This is a genomic window from Rhodopila sp. (assembly GCF_965277825.1).
GTDB lineage: Bacteria > Pseudomonadota > Alphaproteobacteria > Acetobacterales > Acetobacteraceae > Rhodopila.
The window spans coordinates 89,947-107,576 of the sequence record NZ_OZ255846.1 but is presented as its reverse complement, the minus strand read 5'-3'; the positions used below and the strand labels follow the sequence as shown (position 1 = coordinate 107,576).

The following is a 17,630-nucleotide window of genomic DNA, read 5'->3' as shown; positions in this document are numbered from 1 at the left end:
GGAGCGGTGATGAAAATAGTCATTCCGGACGATTATCAGGATGTCGTCCACCGATTGTCCTGTTTCTCGCTGCTCACCGGCCATGACGTGGTTCGTTACCGCGAACCGGCGGCCGATCCGGACCAACTTGTCGAGCGGCTTTACCCGGCCGAGGTCATCGTCGCGATTCGCGAGCGGGTCAGCTTTTCCCGAACGTTGATCGAGTGTTTGCCAAACTTGCGCCTGATCGCGTTGGTCGGGCGAGCGGCGACAACGATCGATCATGCTGCCTGTCGGGAGCGCAATATCCTGGTGTCGCACGGCGCCAGTAATTCGCCGACCGCTCCGGCGGAACTGACGATCGCGTTGATCCTCGCGGCGCGCCGCAACGTCGCCTTGGAAGCGGAACGGATGCGTAGGGGTGACTGGCCTTGCACGCTTTCGCATCGATTGTCGGGCAGCAGGCTTGGCATTTTCGGCCTCGGCGCGATCGGATCGATCGTCGCGCGCGCGGGGGCCGGCATGGGCATGCACCCCTTGGTCTGGGGGCGCAACGGGTCGGCCGCCAAAGCCAAGGCCGCCGGGTATGAGTTTGCCGCCAGCCAAGCCGGTTTGTTCGAACGCTCCGACGTGCTTTCGTTGCACGTCCGTCTTCGTGTCGACACGCGTGGCATCGTCGGGCCGGACGATTTGGCACGGATGAAACCTACCTCGCTGCTGGTCAACACATCCCGTGCCGAACTGATCCAGCCGGACGCGCTGCTGAGGGGCCTGCGCAACGGCCGCCCCGGCTACGCCGCGGTCGACGTTTACGAGAAAGAGCCTGTTCGCAACGGCGGGCATCCGTTTCTGTCGATGCCCAACGTGGTATGCACTCCACATCTCGGCTGGGCCGAATGGGACAACTTCGAGCTCTACTTCGGCGAATGCTTCGAGCAGATACTGGCTTTTGCCGGCGGATTACCGTTGCGAGTGGCCAACTGAATTTGACGAATTTTTACCGCCGCGATCACGAAACAGCGAGGATATATTCTCAGCCCGCGTGTTTGTGATATCGCTCAACTCGATTTTGATCGAAGGGCTCGGAAGACAGCACATGAGCAGGCTGGCCGCGTGGCCGCTCTTCCGTCCCCTGACGCCGGTGAGCGTGGCGCTTCGGGTCGTGTCCGGGGTGATATTACTGCTGGTGGCCGGCGCTGCCTGCCATGAAGTAGACGCAAGTCGCAAGGCGCTCATTTCGGACACGGAGCGACAAATGGCTCGGCTGGACATGGTCTTCGCCGAGCAGACCGGCCGCGCGGTCGAGGCGATGAACTTGCTGGTGATGGGCGCGCAGGAAACCGTGCAGGCCCAGCAGCCGCATCTGCAAGGCGTCGATGAAATGCTCCGGCGCCGGATCCGGGGCGTGCGGCAACTCGCCGCCATTCTGATCGTCGACGCCGCGGGCCGACCGATCGCGTCCACTGATCCGGACCGAGTGACGACCCCGCCGGATCGCGTTACGGCATTATTGACCCAATACCGCGCGAATCCGCGTGCCGCAATGCTGATCAGCCCGCCGTTTCGTATCGCCGATGACCGGTGGAACGCATTGCTCGCGCATCCGATCTGTGCGGCCGATGGGACGCTGAGCGGCGTCGCGATCGGTTCGATCAACCTGGCTTACTTCGAGGATTTCTACCGCGCCGTCGAATTGAACGAGAATGGGGCGATCGTCCTTACTCTGCGCGATGGAACGGTGCTTGCCCGGTTTCCCCACGTAGATGCGACGATCGGCACCAGTTTCGGTAACATGCCGCCGTTCACCAGAGTATTGGCACATGGCTTGGCGGGAACCCTGGTCATGCACAGTCCCGTCGATGGCAGCACCCGGATTACCGCGATCAGGGCGCTGCGAGCGTTCCCGTTGGTGGTGATGGTTTCGGTGGAGCAAGGACGCATTCTGTCCGACTGGCGACGCGAGGCCCTGGCCCTGGTCGCCGGTGCACTGTCGCTCGGCGGTGCCGTCGTCGTGCTGCTGCTGTCGCTGTCGCGCAGATCGCACGAGGTCGAGCAATTGCTGGCCGAGACCCACGCGGCGCACGACAGGGCGGAACAGACCAAGGATCGGCTACTGGAGCAGATCGCCGAACGGGAGCGGGCCGAGGGGGAGTTGCGCCAGGCACAACGCATCGAGGCGATCGGTCAATTGACCGGCGGCGTCGCGCACGATTTCAACAACCTGCTGACCGTGGTGCTGGGCAATGTCGAGATCCTGCAGCGACGAGCAATGCGGCACGATACGTCCGGGCTGCCGGATCGGCTGGCGGCGATACGCGCGGCGGCGGAACGGGGCGCCACATTGACCGGCCACTTGCTGGCGTTCGCGCGTCGGCAGCCGCTGTTGCCCAGGGCAATCGACCTGAACGCGGCCATCCACGGCATGCGAGACCTGCTGGATAGCGCCTTGGGCATGGGGACGCAGATCAGCCTGCGCCTCGCCGACGATCTGTGGCCGGCCATGGCGGATCAAAGCCAGATCGAGTTGGTCATCCTGAACCTTGTATTGAACGCGCGCGACGCCATGCCTGACGGCGGTATCATATCTATTGAAACGACCAATCATATCCTTGATCGAGCCAGGTGTGCCGATGGACCTCCGGCCGGCGATTACGTCAGGGTCATCATCAGGGATACCGGCAACGGCATTCCGCCCGAACTCATCAGCCGTGTGTTCGAGCCGTTCTTTACCACCAAGCCGTTTGGCGTCGGATCCGGCCTCGGACTTTCCCAGGTGTTCGGCACCACCCGGCAGTCAGGCGGCGAGGTGCAAATCGAGTCGGCGCTCGGACGCGGCACGGCGGTAACCGTCGATCTGCCGCGCGCTGGCACCATGCCCTCGCGACAGCCATCCGATTCGCGCCAGGACTCGCTGACCGGCACAAGCGCCACCATCTTGCTGGTCGATGATGATGATCAAGTGCGAGCGGTGACGGCCGCGATGCTGGAGGACCTTGGATACAACGTGCGCCATGTCGACTGCGGCGAAGCGGCCTTGATGGTGCTGGCTCAGGACGCCGCGATCGACATCTTGCTGACCGACCTGGTCATGCCCGGAATGAACGGATCCCGGCTTGCCGCGTTGGCGAGAGCACGACTGCCGGATCTTTCGGTCGTCTTCATCTCGGGTTACGCCGATGAGATCGAGAGTGCGCTGGAGCCTGGCGATCGGGTGATCCGCAAGCCGTTTGCCGCCGCCGACCTCTATCGCACCGTCGAGGCGGCGCTTGGGGAGCGGCAGCGCGTTTCCTCCAACGCTTGAGCCGCCGCGATCGGTCGCGCAGACTGGCCGGGTTGAGGAGACCCGGCATGGCAGGCACGCTTGAGATTCGCATCGACGATCGGCGTCCATTCGCCGGCGGGCACGCGTTCGACGAAGGCGGGGCCTATGAGAGACTGACCGGCCGCGTGCTGTTCGCCGTCGATCCCCTGGCCCAAGCCCAGGCGGATGTCATCGACATCGACCGGGCGCCGCGCGATCCGAACGGAATGGTGCGGTTCGAGGCGGACTTCATGCTGCTGAAGCCGATGAATGGCGGCAACCGACGGCTGCTGTTCGACTATGGCAATCGCGGCAACAAGCGGGCGCTGCAATTCTTCAACGATGCAGTGCACAGCAACCAGCCGCTGACGCCGAACCATGCCGGCAACGGCTTCCTGATGCGGCGCGGCTACGCGGTCGCCTGGTTGGCGTGGGAGGGCGATATCCTGCCCGGAGACGGACGCATGGTTCTGGATGTGCCGGTGGCAACCGATAATGGCGCGGCAATCACCGGGCGGGTACGCACCGAGATCATCGTCGACCAGCCCTGGGGCCCGACCATGCCGCTGAGCGGGCGGTTGGCGGCGCACTCCTATCCGGCCGCCTCTCGCGACAAGCGTGATGCGATACTGACAAGGCGGCGTTATCCCTACGACACACCTGAGCCGGTTCCGACCTCGGCATGGGATTTCGCGCTGGAGATGACGGGTGCGAGCGCCGAGGCGACAACGCCGGAACGTGCGACGGTTCCCGCCGACAGTTTCATCCATTACCGGCCGGGCTTCGAGCCTGGCTGGATCTACGAACTGATCTACACCGCGCGCGATCCGAAATTGATGGGCCTGGGCCACATTGCGGTGCGCGACTTTGTCAGTTGCGTGAAATACGCGGATGGCAACGGCAACCCGCTGGGCGGAACCCGGCTGGCGTACGCCTGGGGCCGCTCGCAAACCGGACGCTGCCTGAGGGATTTCGTCTATCGCGGCTACAACGCGGACGCCGCTGGGCGCCGCGTGTTCGATGGGGTCATGCCGCATGTCGCGGGGGCGGGGCGAAAGTGGCTGAACCATCGGTTCGCCAGCCCGATCGTTTCCGGCGGTCAGCAATACGAGGATCATTTCAATATCGCCGATTCATTTCCGTTCTCCTATGCGTGGTCGGTCGATCACCTCACCGGCCGGGAGGACGCGATTTTGAAACGGCCGGAGACCGATCCGCTAGTGTTCCATACTCAGGCCGCGACGGAATACTGGGTCCGGCGCGGCTCATTGGTGCATACTGATACAATGGGCCACGATCTGCCGCAGCCCGCAACGGTGCGGGTGTATTGCTGGTCCAGTTCGCAACACTCAGCCAACCCATTGCTGAAGGCGCCCGCCAAGGGGATCGGGCAGAACCTGTCCAACACGGTCGCCACGTCGATGTTGTTCAGGGCGCTGCTCGATGCGATGGATCGATGGGCAACGGATGGCATCAAGCCGCCCGACAGCAGGGTGCCCACCCGCGCGGACGGTACGCTGGTGGAATATGCCCGGTGGCGCCGACAATTTCCGACCATCCCGGGGGTGATGGTTCTGGCCGAACCGAATGCACTGCCGCTGCTGGACTTTGGACCCGACGCCGAGCGCGGGATACTGCGCGAACCACCGGTTATGGTGCGCGGTCGGAACGACCTGGATGGCGGGCCGGGGCTGCGCTATACAGTTCTGGTGCCTTCGGTCGACAAGGACGGCAACGACATCGCCGGCGTCCGAGCCCCGATGGTGAGCGCGCCGCTGGGGACCTATACCGGATGGAATCCGCGCAGCCGCGGTCACGGGCACGGCATGCAGTGGAAGTTCGAGGGCAGTTACATACCATTTCCGGACACGCCGGCCGAACGACTGGCGACGGGCGACCCGCGACTGTCAGTCGCGGAGCGTTATCCTGACTGGCACACCTATGTCGAGGCCATCACCCGAGCCGCCGAAGAACTGGTCGTCGCCGACCTGATGCTGGAAGAAGATGTGGCGCGCTGCGCGGTTGCGGCCGAACGATGGGACCCGGCGCGGCATGTGGTCAGTCTCGGAGGGAAAAGCGGATGATCAAGCTGTTGAGCCTGCTGACACGGAAGCAGGGGATCACTCACGCTGAGTTCGTACGCCATTGGTTCGATGTTCATGGGCCGCTGGCGGAGCACGTTCCCGGCATCCGCCGTTATGTCCAGTCGCATATCACCGATAGCCGCTCGCGCCCCGACATCCCGGATACCGACGTCGAGGTCGATGGTATCGCCGAACTTTGGTACGACAGCCTGGAGAGTTTCGAGCGCGCGAGCAAAACGTCCGAAATGAAGGCCCTGACCGATGACGGGGCGCTGTTCATCGGCCGGATAAAGACCTATCTGATCGAGGAACGGCAGATCATTCCGCTGCCTGACTGAGCGTGACCGCATCGTACGGGAAGCGCTTCACCTTCGCCATGTTCAGGCCTTCGATCCGCAGCAGTCGAGTGTCGCTCTTGCGCTCCGGCGAGTGCAGCACCCCGATATCGTAGAGATAGGCGTCACCGGGCTTCATGACGTAGTCATGGTGTGCTACCGCCTTGCCTGGCCTGCCGTCGGTGGGACGAGCGACACAGTCCCAGTCAGTCATGATCGTCTCGCCAGCGGCTTGACCGTAGATCGCCCAGGACGGACCATGATCATGTGGCTTGCTGCCCTTCGCCCCGATATAGCCGTGGGCCAGAATGACGAACCCCAGCTCGGCGTCTTCGTGCAGCAGATGCCGTTCGGGCGTGCCGGGCGGGATGTAGGTCGCCACGAAAGCCGGATCGGCCAGGGCTTGTTCGACCAGTTTGCGCACCTGTTCCCGTCCTGGCGTTCCGGGCTGGTGCTTCAATGCGGCATGGCAGTCGGCGGCGAATTTTTCCAGTGTGATGGCCAATGGCGGATCCTCCTGCAATTATCGACGATATGGGTAGCAACTGCCGCGATCGAGGGTGATGCCGAAATGGGCACCGAGCGCCGCGATGGCGTCGGCATGCTCGGGGTACGGGTCGGCATTGCCGGGTCCGACGATGATGCACCCGCCGCTGGGTTTGCCGTGCGGTGGTAACATGGCGGTCGCCAGCGCGGCGCCATCCTGGTCTCGCAATGTCAGGAACAGCGGCATCGCCCGCCTGATATGGGCTTCCTTGTTTATGTCCTGTTCGATGAAGACCGAGGTTGTCGGATGGAAGGCATCGATCGCGCGTTCGCGTTCGCGGCGGTAGTGCTTTTCCACCGCGTGATGCATCTCGAGCGATTCAGCCACCGCCTCGCCTTCGGTGAGGACGCGGAACCAGGTCCGGTTTCGTGGTGCGTCGCAGACATACTCCATGCTCGATCCTCGTCGCTTGGATTGGTCTGAAGCGCGAGCATAGGATGGAACCGGCTGGTGATCAAATTGCTGGGCCGGCTGGACGCGTTATTGAGTGGGTAGCGCTTTAGTTCGGGGACTTGGCGGAGGGGATGTCCTTCCTCAAGCGTCATAATACATTGGTTTAAATGGACATAAATAAAGGTCACTCCGACCTATCCACAATCAGACCCACAAGCATGCTCAGTTCGCTCCGACACGAATGGGGATGCCTGAAAGGCGAGGCTACGATTACGGTTGGTCGCGCGTGCAAGGAGCCGTTGGTGGTTGGCGGCTGCACTGAGGCACGCCGCCGATCTATCAAAACATCGTCAGCGCACTAGCATCATGGTGGCAATCCCCCATTTCGTTGCAGTTGTATTTAGCCGCCTGCTGCACAGGAAGACTTCTATGTCGAAGACCGACCGGGTCGCCATCGCCCTTCGGGCGTGGCAAAGATTTTCGATTGATCCGAAACTGCCAAATTTGCCGCCTCCGGCAATTATGCAGGAGGCATACGCTCCGATGATGACCCAGCGATTTCTTAGAAGATTCGCCGCCCGGCAGCGCCAACCAACCAAGTAAAGTCGCCCCTTACGGCAGAAGTCCGCCGATGGAGTGCGAGTTCGGACTTAGAACTCATTGGGTGTTTTTCTGTTTGTTTCTATGAAGTCTATCCGTTTTTGCAGTTGATCGGCGGCTACTGTGTAATCACCATACTGGTAAGTGTCCGTCCGGAAGCTTTTTGAGTCTTTAGAGTCGGTTAGCCAGGGGGGGTTGAATTCATTGAATCTTCTGTGATTCGATCGGCGGGTTCGATTCGCGAGGTGGCTGATGTGGACGACCGAGAACCGTCATCGCTACGAGCGGGACAAGCTGCGTTACCCGTGTGACCTGACCGACGAAGAATGGGCGCAGGTGAAACCGATGATCCCGCCGGCCAAGCGCGGCGGGCGGCGGCGGGAGGTTGATGTGCGGGAAGTGTTGAATGGCATCATGTATGTCCTCAGCACCGGTTGTCCGTGGCGTTACATCCCCAAGGACCTGCCGCCGCGAAGCACGCTGTATGACTACATGCAACGCTGGGACTACGATGGGACGTTGGGAAAAATCCACTACGAACTCTACCAAAGATGCCGCGCCTTGGTGGACCGCCAGGCCAGTCCGACCGCCTGCATGATCGACAGCCAGAGCGTCAAGAGCGCCGAAAAAGGGGGGCCTGCATCGATCCCAAGGGGATGATGCGGGGAAGAAAGTCAGTGGCAAGAAGCGACATATCCTGGTCGATACCGAGGGCTTGTTGATGCACGCCGTGGTTCACCCGGCCGACCTCCAGGATCGCGATGGCGGCGTGCTGGTGTTGGCGACATTGTTCGGGCTGTTCCCGTTCCTGAAGAAGCTGTTCGCTGATGCCGGCTACCAGGGCCCGCAATTCCGCCAGCAACTGGCCAAGCTGCTGCCACGGCTCTCGGTGGAAATCGTCAAACGCTCCGATACTGCCAGCAGCTTCGAGATTTTACCCAGACGCTGGGTCGTGGAACGGACCCTTGCTTGGCTCAACCGATGCCGACGCCTGGCCAAGGATTTCGAGAACCTGAGCCGTAACGCCCTCACCTTCATCAAACTTGCTTCGATCCGACTGATGCTGAGAAAGCTAAGCAATCCGGCCTAAACTTTCCGGACAGACTCTAAGATACGTGGTTATATTTCGTCGCGTCAAAAAGCAAATCGCCCGCGCTCACGTTGCGTGGGAGGCTCCTCTTAGCAGCATACCTGCGTAGTGCCGCGACCAACCTTTTTAGATCAGGCAATTCCTCCGCCGCCTGCTTGCTGAAGGGTTCACGGTGATCGGTGCGGACAAAGCGCAGGGTCATTGGATTACCTATCCCGTTTCGATCCGTCTTGGAAGCCATTCGAACGCAGGCAAACGCACGTTCGAATTGTCTAGCATGTCTCATAGGAGGAGTCTCCGAGAGGTGGCAGCAAGTCGCGCGGTCTCATTGGGGCAAGCCCCAGCAGGACGTAGCCGGCGTCTCCGTTGCCGTAGTAGAACTGTCTCACGGAGATGGCATTAGGTTTTCCGGACAGAGTGTCCTATAGAGTCTAAACACCTGCGAGAAAGAATCATCATGCTGATTGGATACGCCCGCACTTCTACCGCCGAACAATTCGCCGGTCTTGCGGCACAAGAGCGCGACCTTCGCGCGGCGGGTGCTGACAAGATATTCAGCGAACAGGTTTCTAGCATGGTGCAGCGTTCCTCGTTGAAGGCGTGCCTGGAGTTCGTTCGAGAGGGTGACGTTCTGGTGGTGACGAAGCCCGACCGTCTCGCCCGATCGACTGCCGAATTGCTCACTATCGAATTCGATTTGACGAAGCGTGGGATCGGGCTGGTGATCCTGAGCATGGGCGGCGAGCGGCTGGATACCAGGAACCCGACGAGTAAGTTGATGCTGGTGATCCTCTCTGGCGTTGCCGCCTGGGAACGTGAGATTATGTTGGAACGCCAGCGCGAGGGTATCGCCAAGGCGAAGGCTGACGGCAAGTACAAGGGTCGTAAGCCGACCGTCGCTGTACAGGTGGATACCATCAGGACGATGCACGCAACCGGCGTGAAGCCCGCCCATATCGCTCGCCAGTTGGGTGTTGCTCGCAGCAGCGTCTACCGGATGCTCGAAAGCGTTTGACTGTAGAAAATACCAAGACGAATTATTCTTTCGGGAGCGGAATATGCCGATTGCCTTTGTCGATTCACCCACCTTCCATGTTGGCAGCACGAAGTTGTCGGCTCCAACATTGCAAGGTGCGCCGCGAGTTATCGACTCGTCGGCGGCTCGAAAGGCTCTAGGCGAGTCGGCTCTCGGCACTCGCATTGGATGTTATATCTTTGCGATTCAGAAAGGGCAAAGGCATGAGCCTTGGTATGTAGGCAAAGCCACCAAAAGTTTTGCTCAGGAGGTGTTTAACGATAGCAACTGCAAAAAGTACTGTGAGGCACTGGCTCTGGCAAATACTGGGAAGCCAGTTGTTTTCTTTGTATTGTTGCCGAAGGCGCGGGGAGCCATCAACAAAAAGGCAATCGACAAACTAGAGACAATGCTTGTCGAAGAATGTGGTGGGCAAAATCCAGACATCCGTAATCAACGAAAGTCTAGGATTTATAGAACTGTGATACATGGTGTAGTGAACGCCGGTCAAGGAAAGCCCCCGTCGAATGCTATCGCCATCCGCAAGATGATGGGGCGAGATTGATCACAAAGCGACCACTAGGGCAGCGTCGCCCCTACAATCGGCGCCAATAGTCTTTGTGGCTTCGGAGGTGGCTTTGATGGTGCCGCTAGTTTCCGTTTCGCCGCCGTCGCGTTGGCGTGCGCCGTCGCCACCGTCCTCTGGTAGGTCCGCGATGCCTGGGCAACCTTGTCGTTTGCCGCCGCCAACTTTTCCCGTTGCGTTCGCTGGGTGTCGGCAGATGCTTGGGCGTCGCGCGCGGCTTCCATGATGTCTCGGTATCTCATGCTGATATTTAGACGATCCGCCTCTACTCAAACGACGGGCGACGACACAGAGTGGTTGCCCAACCCGTGCCATCGCATTGGTCAAAATTCGCAGTCGGAAGCCCGCCGTTCGGCAATCATCCGATCCAGCAACGTTGACACGCCATCACCGGCTGGAACATCGGGCTGGGATCCGTTGCGGAACGGGGGCAGGATGATTGGAACGGGTGCCAGAGGCGGTAGACCGCTGCTCTCCGTGATGTGTTCTGCATTATCATCACCGACGGTGTCCGCCACCAGGTCAGATACCTCCGGCTGATCGGCGGGCGTATCCGTGCTGACAAAACCGCCAAAACCGCCAGAAGCCTCTTCCGTTTTGACATCCGCCGACTTGTGGCAGTTTTCTTGGTTTTGGCAGGCATAGTCATCGAGTGCCGACCAAAGCCCATCGGCAATCAGGTGGTCAGAACGCGGTCGTCCATCGGTTTTACCGACCGCGCCATGCTGGAGCCAACCACAGTCCTTAAGCCAGTCGGCAGCAGCCTCCAGCCGCTTCCGGTCGCGCAGTCCGTGCATCGCCGTACCGCCGGTCTCGCCGCGTGACAGACCACGAATGTTGACCTTGTTCGGTCGCTCGGCGGCAATCCATTTCGCCAGCGTTCGCGCATCACGTTCCTGCTGAGTGATCGCGGCATCGCCCAGCACGCGAGAAGCCATCGGCAGAAAGTAATCGCGCATCAGTTCGACCGCCGCCCGCATCGCCTTGGCTGAAATTTCCGTCGGCTCTGACCGGTCACCCGTCCACGCCCATTGCAGGTACTCTAGCGCGACTGCCAACCGAAGCGCATACCCCCGGGCCTTGCCCAGCACGCCGATCATCAGACCACCGGCTTGCCGTTCCTGTGCCTGCATTTCCGACGCAAACGCAGTCAGGGCGTCGGCGGCTCCGTTGGTGGCTGGATTGAAGACGGGAACCACTGAGCCATCCTCCGATCCTGCCATCTGAAGCCGCGCCAATCGGCAAAGCGCTTCCGTCACCCGAGACACACTGACCGTACCACTTGGTCGGGCGAACGGTCGGGCATTCGCCCAACAAAACAGAAACCGCGCGGGCAGCCCATCGTCGGCGCCCTTTAGTGTAGCCGCTAATTTGTCCGGTTGGATCGTGCCAAAGATACCAAGCGAGAGGTGAAGAATGATCGTCGTCGCAGAGGTCACTCGGTCAACCCGATATGAACTGCCCGTCCATGCCGTCAGCCAAAACGGACGGTCATTGCCACCGGAATAACGCTGGAGGTTGCCGAGCCACCCAGCAAGTTCGTCGTTGTTAATGAGAAAGCCCTTCGGCTGCGCCTGCATCATCTTTGCAACCTTCTCGATGGTCACGCTACCGGTCGATGCCAACGGACGCATTGGCTCCGGCGGAACGATGGTGCGGGGCATCGGCGCTGTATTGTCTGACGCTACGGATGCCTCCCACTGCTTTCGCGCCGCCTTGGCACGGGCTGCGCTTTCCTCCCAAGCGGCATAGATCTCATCGAAGCCTTCCGCCGTATCGTTTTCCACCTGCCGAAGCAGATTCAGCACCATCTTGGCGGCTGGTGTCTTTGACGAGGACGGCTCCCCAACGAGCGCACACCAAAGCACGGACGGCTCCGCCCAGCCCTGCCACGCCTGACCCCAGCGTGCATTACCGATTAGCGACCCCATGACTGCCAGCAACGATGTGGCGACGTAATCGACGGGAGCGTTCGCCACCACCGCCGCTTGTTGCAGCCATCCGCCCCAATCGCATCCGAAAGTGGCAAGCGGCAGAGTCGGTGGCGGTGCAACGGTGCGGTTAAGAATATCCACCGCGATCCGTGTCGGCGGGATATCGGCTCCAATGTCGGGATCGCGGCCGCGCGGATCCCATGATGGCGCACGCCATGCCGGATCAACCTCCCGCACCATGTGGACGAGCGTGCCGAATGTAAGCGAATTGGGCCGGAATGTCCGCCATGCTCTCTCGACCGCGGCGGCGTCATACCTGGGCGACCTGCGCGACCACTCATCGAACGCAGTGAGACCATCAAGGCTTCCATTGGTCGCGGTGAAAATCGCCATACCCACCCGAATCCAGACCTTGTACGAGCCACCGTCACCTGCAACGACTGTGAGCGCAGCCAACACGTCCGCGAGTGCTGCATCTCGATCAGCCATGACAAAACTACCAAAACTTCCCTCGCCATCAGCGTCATGCCCGACCACTGCGGGGTTTTGCCGGTTTTGGCGGTTTTGTCGGGGTGGTTTGGCGCCGATCAATTCGCCCGCGAGCGACAGGAATTCGGCTACCTGGTCTTCGGTGACAGCCGGAAGGTCGTCACGCGGAACGGTTGTCGGATTGCGACCGTCGCGCCAGTCCAAAAATGCGCCGTCAGGATGAAATCCGACAGCGAGGAACTGGTTTCCCTTACCAAGCACCTCGACTCCGTACGGCTTGCGATTGGCGCCAGCGGCAACCGCTTCATCTTCCATCACCTCGACGTGGGATGGTTCACCGTCCGCTGCCCGAAACAAGCGCAACCGGCGAGCGCTGTCATCTCGATAACGCATCGGCGCGTCGCCCAACATCTCGACGCACAAGCGGTCAACCGCATCAGCGAGATCGGCATCATCCACGTCGATATCAACGGCTTGGAGTCCATCACACAGAATGCCCGTGTTTGTTGCGCGAGCGCTGGGTTGGCTGGAAACGGCAAAGGGAGGGTCTTGGCGTGCATCCTGCTCCCAGTGTGACCAGTGCAGACCGGAACCGGCTGGGCGCTTCCCAGCACCCTTTACGTCGATACCCGGATTGATGATCGGAACGGGTCGATAGCCTTTACGCCACGCTGCTTCGCGGATCGCGTGTGTTAAATCAAGAATATCGCTGGTCATCGTAATAAAATGCCTCTTGCTAAGATGGCACTTGCAATGTTGAGTAAATACACCTAGAACATCGCTGTTCAATGTGTATATCGAAAGCCCCTGCAAGTGCCGTTGTGGGGGCTTTCTCTATTTAATCTGATGATGACTTGATGGATGGGGCGCTACCTCGCGCCATTCATCACGAATTATATCGAATTATTACTGATTGGCTGCTGGGTCGCGGCTACGCCATATCGGGCAGGGCGTCAACGCACTCACGTAGACTCTCGGTCAAGATCAGTGTGCGGGAGCGCATATTCTTAGCCCGAAGGTCGCCAACCTTAAGGCGACGGTAGACCTCGGAACGCGACAAGCCCGACCATTTGACGGCATCGGGAATGGACATTGCGATGGGAACTGGAGACGCTTCGGCGGTCGCCAAATTGGGACGGTTCATGTTCTGCCTGCTAAAATGTGAATGCGCCGCCTCGAAACCGAGGATCGGTAGAGCAGAACCTAAACGGTCGGGGATTCAGATGTCAAAATTGAATCCGCACGGGATCCACAAAATATCGCCCAGTCAGCCATCAGCGCTATCCGCTTGCCGAACAGGTCGCCCCGCCGGTAAGCGGCTTCCACCTTGTCCCCGACCACATGCGCCAACGCCATTTCCGCCGCCTCGTTTGGATGGTCGGTCGCCTCGGATGCCCAGTCTCGGAACGCCGACCTAAATCCGTGCGCGGTGAGGTCGCCGCGCTCCATTCGCCGGAGGAGCATCAACAGCGCCATATTGGACAGCGGCTTGCCTTCCTTTGCGCCAGGAAACACGAAGGCGTCGGGTTGCGTGTCCACGCTGCCCAAGCGTCCGATGATCGCCAATGCGTCAGGCGACAACGGCACGCGATGCTCCCTCCCGCCCTTCATCCGGTCGGCGGGAATGATCCATAGTGAGCGTGCCAGGTCGAACTCGCACCATCGCGCGGCAAGGGTTTCCGAGGTTCGGGTGGCGGTCAGGATCAACAGGCGGAGCGCTTGGGCGGCTGCGCCGTCCCGCTGGCGAAGGTCGCGCATGAAAATCGGAACCTCGCGCCAAAGCAGTGCCGCGTGATGCTCCACCTTGGATATCCGCGCCTTGGCGGGCAACAGTTGGGCAAGGTTGTCTTTCCACGCCGCCGGATTTTCGCCCTGCCGCCAGCCCAGGGCCTTCGCATAGGACAGGATGGCTTCGATCCGACCACGGAGCCGCGATGCGGTCTCGGTCTTGTCCTTCCAGATCGGCGTCAGGACGCGCAGCACATCGCCAGCCGTGATTGCGGCGACGGACGTGGCACCCAGAACGGGGAGGGCATATGTGTCGAGCGTATTCCGCCACTGTTGCCTGTGCTTCGCGTTGCGCCAACCGCCTTCATGCGACGCGAGATAGAGGGTCATTACGTCTCCGAACGTGCGCCCGGTCGCCTGTGCGCTGCGCTCGGCGTCGCGTTGTACGATGGGATCATGTCCGTCGGACACCAACCGGCGACATTCGATTGCCCGCGACCGCGCTTCCGCAAGGGAGACCACCACAGCCGAACCCAACCCCATCTGCCGAGCGGAGCCTGCCCGCATAAACCGGAAGAGCCACGCCTTCGTGCCGGATTGGGAAACCTGGAGATAGAGACCGTTGCCGTCGGCGTAGCGACCGCTCTTGGTCAATGACTTGACCTTCAATGCAGAAAGCCGCGAACCCATCGCCATCGTCATCCCTACCTTATTGCTCATCCGGCAGACTGGGGTTTCTTTACCCACAATTCAACCCACAAGGCTAGTTGGGATTCTCGGAGCCGACCGATGACCCCTGGGGACAATGGCTCGGTTATGTGATTGATAAGTCGCCTAGTTTGGAATGCGATGAGACGCCGTGGGACGTCGCTTGGCGGAGGGGATGAGATTCGAACTCACGGTACGGCTTGACACCGTACAACGGTTTAGCAAACCGCCGCCTTCAGCCACTCGGCCACCCCTCCGCCGGGGCAACATCCCCAAGCCACCCGCTCGCACGGCAAGCCCGGACACGGCGTTTGCCAGCATGTTGTAGGGAAACGGCGCCTCAGCGTCAAACCTGAAACGGCACGATCCCGGTCTGGCCCCGATCCCGGTTTAGCTCAGTGCCACCTCAAAGCCCCGCTTGACCGCGGGGCGGTCCATTATCGCCTCATACCACCGCTTGACGTTGCGGAATGCGGCCAAATCAGTCTTGTGCCGCTCGTGCCGCCACGCCCATCCCAGGATGGCGAAATCGGCGATCGAGATCGTATCGGCGACAAACTCATGCTCCGCCAATCTGCGGTCGAGCACGCCGTAAAGCCTCGCGGTCTCTTTCGAATAGCGCTCCAGCCCATAGCGCTGGTCCTGCGGACTTTCCACCTGCAAGAAGTGATGCACCTGACCGGGCATCGGACCAAACCCGCCCATCTGCCACATCAGCCACTCCAGCACCGGTACCTGGGCTCGCGGGTCTGTCGGATAGAACTTTCCGGTTTTCTGCCCCAAGTAAATCAAAATCGCACCGGACTCGAACACACTGATCGGTGCCCCGCCCGGCCCCTCCGGATCGATGATCGCGGGGATCCGGTTGTTCGGGCTGATCTTGAGGAAGTCCGGCGCGAACTGCTCGTTCTTTGAGATGTTGACCGCATGCACGTTGTACGGCAGCCCCATTTCCTCGAGCGCCACGCTGATCTTGCGGCCATTCGGGGTGTTCCAGGTATACAGTTCGATCGACATGCGCGTCCCTTTCCAGGCTGGCGGCACAGTGGACAGAACAGCGGCCCGCGGCAAGACGCCCAGCTTTATCTGTCGATAGCTAGTTAACTTGTCCGGTGTAGGTAGCACATCAATTGTCCGCTTGTTGCCATCTCGTTCTTGGTGTTTGTTGAACGGGACAGGGCTTGCTCTGGCGGCAGGTCAGGCGGCCAATCGTCGTCGCATTTCTCGATGACATCTTCTGCTACAAAGACAGTTTCATCGCCTCGCTTGACCTGATGCTGCGGCTGGGGAGTTGTGGGTAACCTGCTTGGGTTTTCCATAAATCCACCAGCGGGGCTCTTGCTGGCCGCGCTCATCCCAGCGTCGTCAGAACAGCCCTCCTGCAACAGGCCTGCACGGTCGTAGCGCGTGAGGCAGCGCTGTCCGTGGAACACCACGTGGCAGCCATCAGGATATTGGCGCACCTTGACACGGGCATGCACGAGGTGCGCCCGCAGCGGACTGGGCGGGATTTGCAGATGAAGACTGTGGAACGCCACGTATTGTCGTTGGCAACCTGGCGATCTTCCTGGATGCACAGGATTTCGCTGAGATCGACACCGGGAATCGCGACAAACGCAGATCCCTCCTGCTCAGCCTTCACCGCGAACCGGGCGTTATGGGCCGGGATATAATATTAGGTGGAATGGCTGAATTAGCCGTTAACAGGGGGTTTGTTTAACAGGGGGTTTGTCCCGGTCGGGGATTGCCCTGGCGGTGAAGGCTGATTACTGGGGGCGATGAAATCATTATCGACCCCAGCGCGATGGCGATGATCCGAGCGTTGCGGCTGGTTGCCGACCGGCAAGTTGCGCTGACCGAGCGTGACGCCCCGACGGGTCCTGGCGTGAACGAGGTGCAGCTTCGGGTTCGCGCGGTCGGACTCAATCACATCGACGTTTGGGGCTTCCGTGGGATGGCGTTCGCCAAGCGGACCTATCCGCTGACGGTGGGTGCGGAGACGTCGTGCGAGGTTGCCTCGGTCGGCGACGGCGTCACCGGATTCAGGCCGGGGGATCGCGTTGTGCCGTACTCGGCTTTGACATGCGGCACCTGCGCGGCCTGCCTGAGCGGACGCGACAATCTGTGCGAGAATGTCGCCGGGGTGCGTGGCTTCCATGTCGACGGGTTTGCCCAGGACCTGACCAATCACCCGGCTCGGTTGCTGGTGAAGATTCCTGATGGCGTGTCGATGCAGGATGCCGCGTGCGTCGCCGTGGCGTATGGGACGGTGGAGCATATGCTGTTCGACAACGCGCAGTTGCGGCCCGGCGAGTGGGTGCTGGTGCAGGCGGGCGGGTCCGGGATCGGTAGCATCGCCATCCGGATCGCCAAATCGATCGGCTGCGGCGTCATCACCACGGTGGGTTCGCAGGCCAAGGCCGAGCAGGCCAGGGCGTTGGGGGCGGACCACGTGATCAACTACCGCGAGGACCGGTTCGAGGGCGTGGTGCGCAAGCTGACCCGGAAAAAGGGCGTCGATGTGGTGTTCGAGCACACCGGCGCGGACACCTGGGCGGGGTCGCTGTTGTCGCTGAAGCGGGGTGGGCGGTTGGTGACCTGCGGCGCGACCTCGGGGCCGGTCGGCAGCCTGAACCTGATGCAGTTGTTTCAGCAGCAGTACCGGATCATCGGGTCGTTTGGCGCCCCGATGACGGCGCTGGCGCGCGGGTTGCAGCGGATCGCATCCGGGGTCAGGCCGGTGATCGACACCGTCTATGGCCTGGCTGATTTCCGCGCCGGGGTGGAACGGCTGGAGACACGGGACGTGTTCGGCAAGATCCTGATCGAACTCTGAGCGAC

The 17,630-nt window shown here is 61.0% G+C and carries 15 protein-coding genes and 1 tRNA gene; 9 read left to right on the top strand and 7 right to left on the bottom strand.

Annotated elements, in window-relative coordinates:
- Positions 1–9 precede the first annotated feature (9 nt).
- The 4 genes from ACQY4T_RS01025 (at position 10) to ACQY4T_RS01010 (ending at position 5,702) form a co-directional block, all read left to right on the top strand.
- The gene (locus ACQY4T_RS01025) at positions 10–963 is read left to right on the top strand and encodes a D-2-hydroxyacid dehydrogenase family protein (protein WP_428536445.1); all 954 of its coding nucleotides are present in this window, start codon (positions 10–12) and stop codon (positions 961–963) included.
- A gap of 112 nt (positions 964–1,075) precedes the next feature.
- Positions 1,076–3,280: an ATP-binding protein gene (locus ACQY4T_RS01020; protein ID WP_428536443.1), complete on the top strand. Its 2,205-nt coding sequence runs from the start codon at positions 1,076–1,078 to the stop codon at positions 3,278–3,280.
- 47 nt (positions 3,281–3,327) lie between these two features.
- Positions 3,328–5,364 (top strand): alpha/beta hydrolase domain-containing protein, encoded by a 2,037-nt coding sequence (locus ACQY4T_RS01015; RefSeq protein ID WP_428536441.1) that lies wholly within the window; start codon positions 3,328–3,330, stop codon positions 5,362–5,364.
- Positions 5,361–5,702 (top strand): EthD family reductase, encoded by a 342-nt coding sequence (locus ACQY4T_RS01010; RefSeq protein WP_428536439.1) that lies wholly within the window; start codon positions 5,361–5,363, stop codon positions 5,700–5,702. The genes ACQY4T_RS01015 and ACQY4T_RS01010 overlap by 4 nt, the downstream gene beginning before the upstream one ends.
- Here the strand turns inward: ACQY4T_RS01010 and ACQY4T_RS01005 are convergent.
- Together ACQY4T_RS01005 and ACQY4T_RS01000 are read right to left on the bottom strand one after the other, a co-directional pair.
- Positions 5,683–6,204: a hypothetical protein gene (locus ACQY4T_RS01005; RefSeq protein ID WP_428536437.1), complete on the bottom strand. Its 522-nt coding sequence runs from the start codon at positions 6,202–6,204 to the stop codon at positions 5,683–5,685. The genes ACQY4T_RS01010 and ACQY4T_RS01005 overlap by 20 nt on opposite strands.
- Positions 6,205–6,222: 18 nt before the next feature.
- The gene (locus ACQY4T_RS01000) at positions 6,223–6,639 is read right to left on the bottom strand and encodes a hypothetical protein (protein WP_428536436.1); all 417 of its coding nucleotides are present in this window, start codon (positions 6,637–6,639) and stop codon (positions 6,223–6,225) included.
- Between the two features lie 306 nt (positions 6,640–6,945).
- Between ACQY4T_RS01000 and ACQY4T_RS00995 the strand changes: the two genes are divergently transcribed.
- The 4 genes from ACQY4T_RS00995 to ACQY4T_RS00980 all read left to right on the top strand — a co-directional run bounded on the left by ACQY4T_RS00995 (position 6,946) and on the right by ACQY4T_RS00980 (position 9,909).
- Entirely contained in the window at positions 6,946–7,242 is a 297-nt protein-coding gene (locus ACQY4T_RS00995) for a hypothetical protein (RefSeq protein WP_428536434.1), read from the top strand.
- Positions 7,243–7,491: 249 nt separating this feature from the next.
- Positions 7,492–8,329 (top strand): IS5 family transposase gene (locus ACQY4T_RS00990; protein ID WP_428536432.1). Its coding sequence is split into 2 segments (ribosomal slippage): positions 7,492–7,898 and positions 7,897–8,329, totalling 840 coding nucleotides; the frame shifts between segments, so codons are not numbered across the junction.
- A 457-nt stretch (positions 8,330–8,786) separates the two neighbouring features.
- Entirely contained in the window at positions 8,787–9,344 is a 558-nt protein-coding gene (locus ACQY4T_RS00985) for a recombinase family protein (RefSeq protein ID WP_428536430.1), read from the top strand.
- A 43-nt stretch (positions 9,345–9,387) separates the two neighbouring features.
- Entirely contained in the window at positions 9,388–9,909 is a 522-nt protein-coding gene (locus ACQY4T_RS00980) for a hypothetical protein (RefSeq protein WP_428536428.1), read from the top strand.
- Positions 9,910–10,253: 344 nt separating this feature from the next.
- On the opposite strand, the gene ACQY4T_RS00975 is transcribed toward ACQY4T_RS00980, so the two are convergent.
- The 5 genes from ACQY4T_RS00975 to ACQY4T_RS00955 form a co-directional block, all read right to left on the bottom strand.
- On the bottom strand, positions 10,254–13,070 hold the full coding sequence (locus ACQY4T_RS00975) for a DUF3987 domain-containing protein (protein ID WP_428536426.1): 2,817 nt from the start codon (positions 13,068–13,070) through the stop codon (positions 10,254–10,256).
- Between the two features lie 486 nt (positions 13,071–13,556).
- Positions 13,557–14,783: a tyrosine-type recombinase/integrase gene (locus tag ACQY4T_RS00970; RefSeq protein ID WP_428536424.1), complete on the bottom strand. Its 1,227-nt coding sequence runs from the start codon at positions 14,781–14,783 to the stop codon at positions 13,557–13,559.
- A 170-nt stretch (positions 14,784–14,953) separates the two neighbouring features.
- Positions 14,954–15,046, bottom strand: a tRNA-Ser gene (locus ACQY4T_RS00965).
- A gap of 133 nt (positions 15,047–15,179) precedes the next feature.
- Complete coding sequence (locus tag ACQY4T_RS00960; protein WP_428536422.1) at positions 15,180–15,806, bottom strand: glutathione S-transferase family protein; 627 nt, start codon at positions 15,804–15,806, stop codon at positions 15,180–15,182.
- A gap of 83 nt (positions 15,807–15,889) precedes the next feature.
- Positions 15,890–16,327 carry a hypothetical protein gene (locus ACQY4T_RS00955; protein ID WP_428536420.1) on the bottom strand — a complete coding sequence of 146 codons (438 nt, stop codon included), beginning with the start codon at positions 16,325–16,327 and terminating at the stop codon, positions 15,890–15,892.
- A gap of 266 nt (positions 16,328–16,593) precedes the next feature.
- Between ACQY4T_RS00955 and ACQY4T_RS00950 the strand changes: the two genes are divergently transcribed.
- Complete coding sequence (locus ACQY4T_RS00950; protein WP_428536418.1) at positions 16,594–17,625, top strand: zinc-binding dehydrogenase; 1,032 nt, start codon at positions 16,594–16,596, stop codon at positions 17,623–17,625.
- The last annotated feature ends 5 nt before the right edge of the window (positions 17,626–17,630 follow it).